11 protein-coding genes are annotated in these 13,291 nt (G+C 64.3%); all 11 read right to left on the bottom strand.

Annotated elements, in window-relative coordinates:
- Positions 1–50: 50 nt before the first annotated feature.
- The 11 genes from FIV42_RS24715 to FIV42_RS24670 all read right to left on the bottom strand — a co-directional run bounded on the left by FIV42_RS24715 (position 51) and on the right by FIV42_RS24670 (position 13,135).
- On the bottom strand, positions 51–845 hold the full coding sequence (locus tag FIV42_RS24715) for a bestrophin-like domain (RefSeq protein WP_141200284.1): 795 nt from the start codon (positions 843–845) through the stop codon (positions 51–53).
- Positions 846–910: 65 nt separating this feature from the next.
- On the bottom strand, positions 911–1,795 hold the full coding sequence (locus FIV42_RS24710) for a bile acid:sodium symporter (protein WP_141200283.1): 885 nt from the start codon (positions 1,793–1,795) through the stop codon (positions 911–913).
- Positions 1,796–2,070: 275 nt separating this feature from the next.
- The gene (locus FIV42_RS24705; protein WP_141200282.1) at positions 2,071–4,413 is read right to left on the bottom strand and encodes an arylsulfatase; all 2,343 of its coding nucleotides are present in this window, start codon (positions 4,411–4,413) and stop codon (positions 2,071–2,073) included.
- Between the two features lie 95 nt (positions 4,414–4,508).
- On the bottom strand, positions 4,509–6,860 hold the full coding sequence (locus FIV42_RS24700) for a sulfatase-like hydrolase/transferase (protein WP_141200281.1): 2,352 nt from the start codon (positions 6,858–6,860) through the stop codon (positions 4,509–4,511).
- Between the two features lie 58 nt (positions 6,861–6,918).
- Complete coding sequence (locus tag FIV42_RS30410) at positions 6,919–7,068, bottom strand: hypothetical protein (protein ID WP_168210921.1); 150 nt, start codon at positions 7,066–7,068, stop codon at positions 6,919–6,921.
- Positions 7,065–8,321, bottom strand: a complete 1,257-nt coding sequence (locus FIV42_RS24695; protein WP_390619684.1) for an anaerobic sulfatase maturase — start codon at positions 8,319–8,321, stop codon at positions 7,065–7,067. Before FIV42_RS24695 ends, FIV42_RS30410 begins: the two co-directional genes overlap by 4 nt.
- Positions 8,322–8,939: 618 nt before the next feature.
- Positions 8,940–9,791, bottom strand: a complete 852-nt coding sequence (locus tag FIV42_RS24690; protein ID WP_141200279.1) for a DUF2092 domain-containing protein — start codon at positions 9,789–9,791, stop codon at positions 8,940–8,942.
- Positions 9,792–9,803: 12 nt separating this feature from the next.
- On the bottom strand, positions 9,804–10,157 hold the full coding sequence (locus tag FIV42_RS24685; protein WP_141200278.1) for a DUF6515 family protein: 354 nt from the start codon (positions 10,155–10,157) through the stop codon (positions 9,804–9,806).
- Positions 10,158–10,253: 96 nt separating this feature from the next.
- On the bottom strand, positions 10,254–11,027 hold the full coding sequence (locus FIV42_RS24680; RefSeq protein WP_141200277.1) for a hypothetical protein: 774 nt from the start codon (positions 11,025–11,027) through the stop codon (positions 10,254–10,256).
- A gap of 22 nt (positions 11,028–11,049) precedes the next feature.
- Positions 11,050–11,952 (bottom strand): hypothetical protein, encoded by a 903-nt coding sequence (locus FIV42_RS24675; protein ID WP_141200276.1) that lies wholly within the window; start codon positions 11,950–11,952, stop codon positions 11,050–11,052.
- A gap of 217 nt (positions 11,953–12,169) precedes the next feature.
- A complete protein-coding gene (locus FIV42_RS24670; RefSeq protein ID WP_141200275.1) occupies positions 12,170–13,135 on the bottom strand; it encodes a formylglycine-generating enzyme family protein in 966 nt (321 codons plus the stop codon).
- Positions 13,136–13,291 lie beyond the last annotated feature (156 nt).

Genomic DNA, 13,291 nt, shown 5'->3' with positions numbered 1-13,291 from the left:
TTGAGGGGCGGACGATTCGACACGTTTGCGCGAGACGGTCGTGTGGCTGGTCAGGGATGTCGTCCTAAATCCTGCTCCAACGCATCGCGCACGTCGATGAGCGCCTGCTGGCTCACCTCGAAGGTGAGTTGCACCGGCCGGTTCAGGTCGTTGATCAATACGAGCACGACCGCGATGCAGAGGACCGCCGAGACAGTGAGCACGGCGTCTCCCGTCCCGCCCAACCCGGCGTTGTAGCCCATCACCAATAGGGTGAGAAAGGCGACGACGTATAGCGTCACCAAGACCACCAACGGCAGGCGAAAATCGAGGGCGGTGGTCACCCTCGTCTGGTGCAGGTCGATCATCTCGTTGAGCGAAGCGACAAATAGCCCTGCGAACTCCGAGTTGGGGTTCTGGTCTTCCAACGACGACGCAACCTTCCACAGCTCGCCCTGCAAGGCTTCCGACCGGGTTCGTGCCTTGGCGAGTTCTTCGGGCGACGTCTCGACGATGCGCAGATTGACGTACGCGAGCATCAGACGCGCGACCTTCTTGGACTGCGGCTCGGGCAGATACTTCGAGCGCAGGTAAGTCGTGCCGATGGCGTTGGCCTCGTCGAGCACGACCTGCCGACGCTGCTGGAAGTAGTCGGCGGCGAGGCCGAAGCTGAAGGCCAGCAGAAACGAGACCAAGACGAGCAACCCGCTGAGGACGTTGGCAGCGTGGAGCTGGCGTGCCGTTTTCACCGCCTTGCGCCGACGCGCCAGGTGACGTCCGATCTCGAAGGCCACCAAAAGCGCGACGATGATCACCAGGAAGGACCAACCGCTAATGGCGTCCACGCGTTGGAATTGGTCGAACATGCTCGCCTCCTATTCGCCTTCGACTCGATCACCTCGCCAAGCCCTCCTCGAGCGACTCACGCACGTCAGCCTCCCGTGAGTTCAGAGCCTTTGAGCGCCCTCTTCTGCCGACGCTTCCCCTGCACCATCTTGGTGATCGTCAGCACGGCATTGGGCGGAATGATCAGCATGGTGTAGGCGAGCACGACAAGGTCGACGCCTGCTCGCGGGAAGATCACCATAGCCACCAGCAGCACCAGACCGGCGTTGCGGATACTGGTGACGGTCGCCAAGAACTGCCGGCGCACCGGGTCTCGTCCCCCCATCGCCCAACCGATGAGCAACGTGCCTGCGACGAAGAGGACGAGCACCAACAACACCGTCGGTGTGAGCACCTGGGCGGCTTCCTTTTTGACGGAGGCGCTCACGATGATCGCGGCGACAAAGGCAATGGTGGAGACCAAGTTGATCGGCCGCGCTACTTTCCGGGCAGTCTCCGGCCACCGGTGGCGAACCGCCGCGCCGAGGGCCATCGGAGCGACCACCGCAGCCAAGACCGCCACTACCGTGCCCAGCACAGTGACCTCACCGGGCTCGCGCGGCAGGGGCACGAATACGATGACCAGCGGCACGATCAGCAGCGCGATGACCGTCATCACCAGCAGCGCGGCGGCCGCGTGCGCCAACCTTCCCTCGATCTTCGTGGTGAACTGCAACATATTCATTCCGCCAGGCGCCAGTCCCAGCAGCAACAACGCCACCTGGGCGTCAACCGGCAGGTCAAACACCAAGATGAGCAACACGGCGAGCAGCGGAGTGAGCACCATATTGGCGATAAACCCACGCGTGAACTGCTTTCGCTGACGCAGCAGCTCGACGACCTGCTGCCAACTGACCGACAGGCCGATAAAGGCCATCGCCCCGATCACGAAGATGGTCTGTAGGACAAGAGCCCAATCGAATGCGTCCATGGTGTCCTCCTACTACGAGGGCAAGATGCCCTCGCACCGAACGAGAGCAAGATGCCCTCGCACCGAACGAGAGCAAGATGCCCTCGCACCGAACGAGAGCAAGATGCCCTCGCACCGAACGAGGGCAGGATGCCCTCGCACCGAACGAGAGCAAGATGCCCTCGCACCGAACGAGGGCAAGATGCCCTCGCACCGAACGAGGGCAGGATGCCCTCGCACCGAACGAGAGCAAGATGCCCTCGCACCGAACGAGGGCAGGATGACCTCGCACCGAGTCATTCCCTCGACATCATCGCCTTGGCCTCCTGCTCCAGGTCGCGGATGCGCTCGCCGCGCAAGTCGATGTTGACCTGTTTGATGGTCCCGCCGGTGAACTCGAACGGGCTCTTGTAGTCGCTCGATACAGGCTGGCCGCCGTCGCGGCCGACCGCCAAGCCTTCGCCACCGAGCGCGAAGTGCGCCGGCTGGGTCTTGATGTCGAGGGTGCCGACGCACTCCTCGTCGATATACAACTCGACAGTTCCCGTGGGGCTGGGGCCATCGGTGCCGGTCAGGTCGAAACGCGCCCCGAAGGTGTGGCGCCCGGTCGGAATACACTTGTTGGAGGTGACCTTCTGCTCATTCTCCCCCAGCCAGTTGTAGACGTAGTGCAGTCGACGCTCGTGGACGTACAACGAGTGGCCGCCGAAGCGTCCGCCGTGGGCGAACAGCACTCCTTCGGCGCGCTCCTCGTCGACAGTCAGCTCACAGGCAATGTCGTACGAGCGGCCGTGGGTGTTGGCGGCGACCATCTCGGGCACGTCGGCGCAGTTTGGATAATAGACGTAGACGTTGCGCTCGGGAGCCGGCTGGGGCCTGGGCGTCATCAGCACCTCCGGCGCGGTGCGGTCGTCGATGGGCAGCGCGTTGTACTTGCCGGCGAGCATAAACCACAGCTGCTTGAGCTTCTCGAGCTTGTCGGGATGCTCGTCGGCCAAGTCATGGGCCTGGGTGCGGTCCTCGTCGAGGTGGAACAACTCCCAACGATCTTCGGCAAAGTGACTCCAGCCGCTGATCGCCGGGTGCACCGCGGCGGCGTGCCATCCCTCGGCCCAAATGCCGCGCGTGCCGAGCATGCCGTAGATCTGCATGCGCTTGTGGGTCGGCGCCGAGGCGTCTTCGAAGGTATGCTTGAAGCTCACGCCCTCGAGCTCGGACTGGGTATAGCCCTTGACCTCGGCGGGCGGCTCGAAGTCCAGGCAGTCGTAGATGGTGGGAACGATGTCGGTGGCGTGAATGTATTGGTCGCGAATCTCGCCCTTGGCCTGGATCCCTCTGGGCCAACTGACGATGCACGGATCGGCGGTGCCCCCCTCGTGGCCCGAGTAGCGCTTGTACATCTTGAACGGCGCGCAAAACGCCTGCGCCCAGCCGTTGGGGTAGTGGTTGTAGGTCTCGGTGGAACCGAGCACATCGAGGTACTTCATGTTCTCCTCGAGGCTGTCGGGAATGCCGTTGAAGAACTTGTTCTCGTTGACTGACCCATTGGGCCCCCCTTCCCCGCTGGCGCCGTTGTCGCTGACGACGACCACAATGGTGTTATCGAGCTGCCCCGACTCCTCGAGATAGTCGAGCACGCGACCGATATGATGGTCGCAGTGGCTCACGAAGCCGGCGTAGACCTCGGCCATGCGACAAAACAGGGTCTTCTCGTCCTCATCCAGCGAGTCCCAATCGCGAATCACGTCGCCTTCGGGCCATTCCTTGCCCTCGGCACTCGTTTCGTCGACGTAGGCGTTGATGGGGGGCAGTTCGGTCCCCTCGGGCAGGATCCCCATCTCGATTTGCTTCTGGAGGGTCTGCTCGCGGTAGGCGTCCCAGCCCATGTCGAATTTGCCCTTGTACTTGTCCGCCCATTCCTGCGGTACCTGGTGCGGCGCGTGTCCTGCACCGGGGCAGAAGTACATCAACCACGGCTTCTGCGGGGCAATCACCTTGGCGTCGCGGATATACTGAATCGCCGTGTCGGCGAGGTCGACCGACAGGTGATAGCCCTCCTCGGGCCTTGCGGGCTGCTCGATAGGCTGGTTGTCCTGCACGAGATCCGGGTACCACTGATCGGTCTCGCCGCCCAAGAACCCGTAAAAACGCTCGAACCCCCGACCCAACGGCCACTGCCGCTTGTTGGCCGCCATATGGGTCTCTTCGCCCGGTGTCAGGTGCCACTTGCCGACCGCGTAGGTGTTGTACCCCTCGTCGACCAGCGTCTCGGAGATATAGCCGTTCTCGAAGGGCACGTGCCCGTTGGAGCCGGGAAACCCCGACGACGCCTCGGAGATACAACCCATGCCGTTCGAGGTCGCGTTGCGACCCGTCAACAAGCACGAGCGCGTCGGCGAGCACAAGGCGGTGGTGTGGAAGTTGGTGTAGCGCAAGCCTTGGTTAGCCAGACGCGTCATATTGGGCGTCTCAATCATCCCACCGAAACACTCGAAGGCGCCAAACCCGACGTCGTCCCACACGATGTAGAACACGTTGGGGGCGTCGCGCTTCGCCTTGGGCGGCTCGTAGGGCGACCAGTCTGGCTGGGCGTCGCGGATATCGAGGGCGATACGTCCGTTGAATTTCTTCTTTGGCATGGTGTGTCTCTCGGTTTTGCTGAGGTTGTCCAATAGGCCGACGTCTTCCTCCCCCGCGAAGCGAGGGGAGGAAGACTCGGCTCTGAGGCTCGCTTTCAGTCACGCCGCCGCGCGATCTCCGCCTCCTTCTCTGGATCGCGATGTGGCTCGCCGTGCACCCCGATGGTGACCTTCTCGACCACCCCGCCCTTGAACTCGTCGGGCGACTCGTACTCGTCGCTCGCCGGCTTGCCGGTGTCGCGGCCGATAGTGATGACGCCTTCGAGCCCGAAGAAAACCGGCGTCGTCTTAATGTCGTCGGAGCCGACCTCCTCGTCGTCGATGAACAGCCTCGCGGGCCCCACCGGGCTGTTGTACTCGTCGCGGTCTCTGATCTCGAAGCTCACCCCGAGCCGGTGCTTTCCCGGCTCCAGAGACTTGGACGAGCTGATCTTTTGCTGCAGCTCACCCAGCCAGTTGTAGACGTAGTGCAAGCGACCATCCTTGACGTACAGAGTGTGGCCGCCGATGTGGCTCCCCTGTGCAAAGATGACCCCGTCGGGTTGGCCGCCGTCTTCGACGGTGACGTCGGCGACGATGTCGTAGGAGCGCTGCGCGGTCGAGACGCCGACCGCCTGAGGCACGGGCTCGGTGTGGGGGTAGTAGACGTATTGATCGCGCGCCTTGCCAGGCTCGGGGCGCTCGATCGAGAGCACCTCGGCCGATTTACGGTCGTCGAGGGGCAGCGCGTTGTACTTGCCGGCGAGCATCGCCCACAGGTTCTTTAGCTGCTCGAGCTTGGCGGGATACTCGTCGGCCAAGTCTTTGGTCTGGGTACGGTCGTCGTCGTGGTTGTAGAGCACCCAACGGTCCTGGTCGAACCCTCCCCAGCCGCCCATCGACGGATGCACCGTGGCGGCGTGCCACCCCTCGTACCAGACAGCGCGGGTGCCCAGCATGCTGTAGAACTGCGCGTGCTTTTTGGTGGGCGCGTCCGCGTTGTCGAAGGTGTGGTAGAGGCTGTCTCCCTCCAACTCCGACTGGGTGTAACCGTGAACCTCCTCGGGCGGCTCCATCCCGAGGCAATCGTACAGCGTAGGCACGATGTCGACTGCATGGCAGTACTGGTGGCGAATCTCACCGTGCGCTTTGATCCCCTCGGGCCAAGCGATCATCAGCGGATCGGCGGTGCCCCCCTCGAAGTTCGCATAGCGTTTGTACATCTTGAACGGCGTGCAAAACGCCTGCGCCCAGCCGGTGCAGTAGTGGTTGTAGGTGTTCGGCAGGCCCAGGTCGTCGAGGTACTTCATATTCTCCTCGATCGAGTCTGGTACGCCGTTGAAGAACTTCATCTCGTTGACCGATCCGTTCGGCCCCCCCTCGCCGCTGGCGCCGTTGTCGCTGACCACCACGATGATCGTGTTGTCGAGCTTGCCGGTCTCCTCGAGATAGTCGAGCAACCGTCCGATTTCATGGTCACAGTGGTCGACGAAGCCGGCGTAGACCTCCGCCATGCGGCAGAACAGCCTCTGCTCGTCCTCTTCGAGCGAGTCCCACGGACGCACGGTGTCGATCTGTGGCCACGGCTCGCCATTGGGGCCGGTCTCGTCGACGAACTCGTTGATCGGCGGCAACTCGGTCCCCTCGGGAACCAGCCCCATCTCGATCTGACGGGCGAGCGTCTGCTCGCGATACGCCTCGTAGCCCATGTCGAATTTGCCCCCGTACTTGTCCGACCACTCTTTGGAGACGTGGTGCGGCGCGTGGGCCGCGCCGGGGGCAAAGTACATCAGCCACGGCTTGTCGGGGGCGACCGCGTCGGCATCGCGGATATATTGCAGGGCTTTGTCGGCGATGTCGGTGCTAAAGTGGTAGCCGTCTTCGGGCATATACGGCTGGTCGACCGACTGGTTGTCTTGGATAAGCAGCGGGTACCATTGGTTGGTCTCGCCGCCCAAGAACCCATAGAACCGGTCGAAGCCTCGCCCCAGCGGCCACTGCCGGCGCGAGCCGGCGGCGTGGTTGTCGTAGTCAGGGGTCAGGTGCCACTTGCCCAGGCAATAGGTGCTATAGCCCTCATCGACGAGCACCTCCGAAATCATTGCGTTCTCGAAGGGAATCCGCCCGTTCGAGCCCGGATAGCCGGTGGCGAACTCCGAGATGCACGCCATGCCGTTACTCGTGGCGTTACGCCCCGTCAGTAAGCACGCACGCGTCGGCGAGCACAGCGCGGTGGTGTGGAAATTGGTGTAGCGTAGCCCCATATTGGCGATGCGCGTCATATTGGGCGTCTCGATCAACCCGCCGTAGCACTCGAAGGCGCCAAACCCGACGTCGTCCCATACGATATAGAGGATATTGGGCGCGCCGTCGGGCGCCTCCGGCGGCGCAAAGGCCGACCAGTCCGGCTCGGCGTCACGAGCGTCCAGGGCGATACGTCCTTTGAACTGTTTGTGTTTTTTAGCCATGTGGTTTCTCTTCGAGTCTCACGGGTCCTTGTTGCCTGTTTCGCTCACTTCCGTTCGCTCACATCAACTCGCTCACGAGCACGCCAGTCAGAACGAGCCCCACGCCCAACACGAAAAACGCCGAGAAGAGCGCCGTACCCGCCCCCACCTTCTCGCCCGCCGACCGTCGTAGGCGGCGCAGGTATGCGCCGTACTCGACCAGACTCAAGAGGGGCGACGCCGGCGGCGCTTGCGCCGCGGTCGGGAGGCGTCTTCTCGCGCCAGAATCTGCATCACCTCGGCCGGGTCTCGACCCCGGCGCAGCAATCCACCCAGCATCTGCATCGGCTTGTCGATATGGGTGAAGAACGCCTTGTAGCCCGCGCACAGGTAGTTCAGCCCGGGCTCGCCGTCGGGCGTCTCCAAAAAGCGATTGCGCGGGCACTCTCCGTTGCACGCAAAGCGCACCTCGCAATCGCGGCAATATTGCGGGAGCGTCTCCTCCTTGGCGCGGCCGAAGGCGCGCTGCTCTTCGGAGGCGAGCATCTCGAGCATGTGCGTGTCTCGGATATTACCCAGAAGGTAGTCGGGCTCGACGTAGTGGTCGCAGGAATACAGGTCGCCGTTATGCTCGAGCGCCACGGCGTTGCCGCAGGTCTTGGCGAAGATGCACATCGACTGCGGCAGGCGCATCCAGCTTGCCAGCGCGGCCTCGAATTGTGGCAAGAAGACCTCGCCGACGTCGTTTCGCACCCACTCGTCGAACACCGCGATCAAGAACTGGCCCCACTGCTCGGGCTCGACGGAGCGCTCGGTGACCATGCGACCCCGCTGGGTGTAGAGCGGACGATTGTCACGCCCCTCGCCCCAGCCCTCGTTGGCCTGAGCGCGGGTTTCCTGGGTGACCCGCTCGACGATGGGAATGAACTGGATAAACGTGGCCCCGAGTCGGTCGCGAAAGAACCGGTAGACCTCAAGCGGGTGGCTGGCATTCTCGGCGTGGACGGTGCACAGGATATTGAAGTCGACGCCGTGCTCGCCCAGCAAGAGCGCCGCGCGGGCGACCTTGTCGAAGGTGCCCCGGCCGCCCTTGTCGACCCGGTAGGCGTCGTGCATCCGGCGAGGCCCGTCGATCGACAAGCCCACCAGGAAGTCGTGCTCGCGCAAGAACGCGCACCACTCCTCGTCCAAGCGGGTGCCGTTGGTCTGGATGGTGTGCTCGATGGTCATCTGGGGGCGCCGGTACTTCTCGACCAGCTCCATCGCCCGCTCGAAGAACGCCAGTCCCATCAGGGTCGGCTCACCGCCCTGCCAGGCGATGGTCACGTGCGGGGAGCGCTGCGCCTCGATGACCTGGCTGATATACAGCTCGAGCACGTCGTCGCTCATGCGAAACGGGCTCCCCGGATACAGCGCCTCCTTGGACAAAAAGAAGCAGTACTTGCAGTCCAAGTTGCACACCGCGCCGGTCGGCTTGGCCATGACGTGGAAATTCGGCGGCGCGTCTTTGGGCCAAGTAGTCGGCCGCTGCGGACGAGAGGTCACGCCGGCGCAGCTCGAGCCGGAGGCGCACCCTCCAGCACGGTTCGACGGTTCATCGGACGACGGTTGCTGTTCACTGAACGCCATAGACCTGCGCTCCTGCGAGTAGATACCGCGCGAATACCCCTGCGAATTGTATGTAATTCAAACCGGCGAAAGATGGGCTCGGCAACGCCCCGAGACTGCAAAGACACACAGTTTGTTCAGCGTGCCGAGAAAACGAACGGCCGATAGACAGAGTCTATACACACTTCGAGTCACCGCCAGCTGTTGGGGTCCAGGCTTGCCACACAATCAGCGCTTGAACACGACTCCCAAGCTCAGCCCGTGAGGGGTCGCGTCGTCGGTCTGCAGGTCGACGTAACGCCGTCGTCGCGACCGGCCTCACCACCAAGGCCGTCCAGGCGGCCGCGATCACAAAGCGCAGACATCACCCAAAGTCTCGTTGCTACATGGCTCCTCCTCGATCCCACCCCGGAGCGCGCCTCGAAGCAGGCGTCGACCTGAACGCGACGCGCACCATGTGTTTCCGGCCCGACTCGGCCGACAAGCTCGTGGTCATCGCGCCGCCGACGGCTCCTCGCCCACCGGCACCATCGGGATCTCCTCGGCCTCGGCCGCCGGATCGAAGGTGAACATCGCCTCGTCCAGCTCGGGATCGATCTTCACCTCGATCCCCTCGGCGACCAGCCTCGGGTTCCCCTCCATGCCGGGCACCATGGCGACCATCTTGACCGGCAGCTTCTGCTCGGCGTCGACCCACAACTCCCAGGTCAGGTAGTCCTCCTCGAAGCGCAAGTGCTCGACGGTCTTGCCGTCGACTTGCTCTTGGCCCACGTACTTGCCGGCCTCGACGTTGCGCGTCAGGTGCGCGTAGGGGTCGGCCACCAGAATATCGGCGACCGGCGGATTGAACCCGTACTCCTCGCCGAGCCGCCGCACCAGCACGTCGATATTGCCGGGCACCTCGGCCGTCGAGTAAAGCCCCTGCTCGATGTCGACAAGGGAGAAATCCTCGCCGTTGTAGTACATCTTGCGGTGGTCATCCTCGCCGCGCGCCTCGGCATAGAGCATGTCCGGGCGGCGGATGGAGACGGTGATATCGGTGACTTCGGGCCCCTGAGCCCCCGGGAGCAGTTCCGGGTCGACGCTCCGGCGCCCCTCGATGGTCAGGGCGTCGGCGGCCGCAAGCTTGGTGGACATCTGGCGCAGGAGTTCCTCGGCGCGCTCGTCCATGCGGTCTTGCTGGGCCTGCTCGTAGGGTGCCGATTGCGCCTTGGCCACCTTGGTCTGGTGGATGGCGAGGCCCACCACCCCGAGAATGATGGCGGCGACGACGACCGGCCACGGCAGGTGCGGCATCGCGCGAAGCGGCGAATATCCGCTCGTCTGGCTGGAGTTGTGTTCCATGTTGTCCCCCTCTTAGTCGATATCGTCGGCGACCACATAGGCGACCTGGCCGTCGACGTGCACGGGCCGGTAGTAGGTGCCTCCGGCGACGTAGTAGGTGGTGCCGGCGCGCACGACGGTGTCGTAGCCGGCCGGCAGCGAATACAGATAGTTCTGGCGGGCGGTGGTCCGGCGTGAAGTGCGCCGCGCCGTGCGACGCGACACACGGCGCGCTTCGCCGTACTGCGCCTCGACGGTATCGGTCTCCTGGGTGACCACCTCGACCACGTCCGGCATGAAGCCGACCATGCCGAAGGTCAACGCGGCCGCCGCCAAATGGCGCAGCCACTTGCGTGGCTTTTGCGGATGCCTGGGTACACTGCTCATCTCTTCACCTCCCTTGTTGTCGTTGTCGAGCGCGCGCTCGCGCTCAGCCAAGTTGTAGGGAGGCGACGCAGCCGGTCAACCGTACAAGCTGCTGGTTCACAAACGGAATCCCACGCCGAGCACCGGCCCCTGGTGGACCGCGTCGTAGTCGAAATCCTCGTCGTCGTAGCGCAGGTAGAGATAGCGGTACCCGAGGCGAAGCTCGGCCGGGCCCAGCGTGTAGCCCAACTCGGCGGTGCCCACCGACGAGAGGTCGGCGCCCACGGAAAACCCGCCTGCGTCGAGTCGGTAGGCCAGAAAGAGCGGCTCGGCGAGCCACACCCGCCCGCGAAGGCCGATCACCGGATCGAGCCAGTTGGCGTCGCGCGAGGGAGCGAAGCTGCGCCCGCTTCGCTCGATGGCGAGGTCGACGCTCACGTCGGTGTAACGCGCGCCCGCCATCGCCTCGAAGAAGCCCCACGAACTCCCAAATAGCCGCCAGCCGACCACGCCGCTGACCAGCCAGTCCTGCAGGTCGACCTGCGCGAACTCCCCGTCGGGCCGCGGCGAGGCCTCGTCGGTGGACACGTCGACGTACAACCCCTCGACGACCACGCTCCACGCGCCCCGGCCTACCTCCACGGCGAGGCTGCCGGCGAAGTCGAGGTCGGCAAAGATCTGGTCGAAGTTCTTGTTCACCTCCACCTCGTGCTTGTCGACCGACAGCCGGCCGTTGGCCCCGCCGGCCCAGAAAAAGGGCGCGATACCCACGCGCCACCCATCCTCCGGCTCGGCGGCGACCGCGCTCCGGGCCACGAGATTCGCCAGGAGGGCGACCGCCAAGAACAGCGAGACGCGCAGGATTCTTCGGATCGTCGGTGGTGCTCGCATCACTCCCCCTTGTGCGTGGCCGTCAATCTTCGAACGCGTTCGGAATCACCGCCTGGATTTGGAGTCGAAAGACCCACCGCGGGCCGAGCCGATCGGGACGAAAGACCGAGTACTGCGCCTCGGCGCGAAGCTTCAGCGGCAGGTAGCCCAGCCGGGTCATCCGCGTCAGCCCCAACCCCACCGGGATGGTGGCGCGGTTGTCGCTCCCCTCGCCCCACTCCCAGCTCGCCTCCGGGGCCATGCCCACCGACCATTTCTCGGTGAGGCGACGCGCGATGACGTAGTCAACGTCGGTGCGCAGCACGTCCTCGCGGCCCACCCCGCCCTGGTACGACACCCAGTGCTCGACGAGCGCGCCGACGACCCACGTGTCGCCCAGATAGAACACTTGGCCGGCCGGCCCCACCAGGTATTTGCCCCCGCCGAGCTCGTCAGTGGGCGCGGTCGGAAAGCGCGAGGTGATGCCCACCCCGTACACCAGGCCCCGGCGTTTGTTGGGGCCGATGAGCCGCAAGAACTCCACGTCGCCCACCCCGGTGATATGCTCCTGGTCGTCGCCCACCACCCCATTGTCGAGGTCGGGGCTGGTGACGATGGGCAGGGTGACGCGAAGCGAGAGCACGACCCCGTCGTGGCGGCCGAAGACGAGCGGCAACAAGGGCTGCAGGCGCAACTCGTTGCCCAGCGCCGTGCCGCGGATAAGGTCGCCGTCGAGCACCTGCAGGTTATTCTGGAACTCGAGCGTCCAGAACTCGTGCATCGGATTGGTCAGCCGGGCGTTGAGCTCCCAGCCGTCTGATTCGGTAGGTTCGGCGGGGCCGGCGGGATTGGCCTCCTGCGCGGCGGCCGGGACCGCAAGCGACGCGGCCACCAAGGCCGCCAGCCCCACCACACCCCATATCGTCCACCGTCGAATCTGCCTCATCGTCTCCCCCCCCACCTGGCCGTCCGGACGCGCATGTTGCAAATGAACCACACCCCTCTTGGCAATTCGCACCGTTTCGCGCAAACGCTGCACATCGTCCGCCCCTCAATGCTAATCACTTCAATAGCGGGCGCTGCTTGTCTGCAGGGCGTTCATCTTCAATATGATCACCCTGCAGCCCTCCGTAAGGGAACCAGGTTCCCCGACGAGGCTCATTTCATGCGGGTTTGCGGCGCACACATCGAAATCCGAGGTGGCTCATCCCTGTGTCGACCATCTGCGGCTGACGTGCAGCCGGACGGTAGCGAAAACAGTAATTCGGCGCACACAGGTGCGAGCCGCCCTTGAGCACTTTGCGCGGGATGGGCACGTGGGGCTGACCGGGGTCGTAGCTCTGTTCTTTGGCCCCGCCGCGCGGGTTCTGCGGCGTGCAGCACGCCTTTTGCGGGTCATCGGGGTGGCGCGCCCGATACCAGTCATCGGTCCACTCCCAGACGTTGCCTGCCATATCGAACAGCCCAAAGCCGTTGGGCGGAAACGCGCCCACAGGTGAAGTGCGCTCGTAGCCGTCGAGCTCGAGGTTCTCCCAGGGGAACCGACCCTGCCAGGTATTCGCCATCGGCTTTCCCTCGGGCATATGCTTGTCGCCCCATACGAACCGGGCCCCATCCAAGCCGCCGCGGGCGGCATACTCCCACTCAGCCTCCGTCGGAAGCTCCTTGCCGGCCCAGTCGCAATAGGCCCTGGCGTCCTCGTAGCACACGTGTACGACCGGGTGGCGCCCAAGGCCGCGCACCGACGACCCCGGACCCAGCGGGCGCTTCCAACACGCCCCCGGCACCCAGCGCCACCAATGGGCCACGTTGCGCAGGTCGACCGGACCCGCCGTGGGAAAGAAGACCATCGACCCGGGAACGAGCATCTCGGGCGGCGCCCCGGGATACAGCTTCGGGTCGGGCTTGCGCTCGGCCATCGTCTTGTAGCCGGTGTCGGCGACGAATTTGGCGTACTCGGCGTTGGTCACCGGGTGGCGGTCGATGAAAAAGCCGTCGACCTCGACCCGGTGGACCGGGCGCTCTTCCGGGTAAAACTGCTCAGAGCCCATCCGAAAGGTGCCCCCTTCGATCCAGACCATCGCATCGGTGTCGGGCTGCTGGTCGGGCGTAGTTGCAGGTGTGGTCATTTGCTCCCCTCGTCATGTGTTTCAAACATGCAATCCCCTCCCCGGGCCGTTGTCCGGCCTTATCTATTAACTATTAATCACATTTCCAGATCCGAGGTCGCGCGGCTGCGTGAACGTGCACGTGAACCTGAACGGCTGTTTCCCTGCACATGTGGT

This window comes from Persicimonas caeni (assembly GCF_006517175.1).
Classification (GTDB): Bacteria; Myxococcota_A; Bradymonadia; order Bradymonadales; family Bradymonadaceae; genus Persicimonas; species Persicimonas caeni.
Note: the sequence above shows the minus strand (reverse complement) of the source record. Positions and strands in the feature narration are given on the sequence as shown.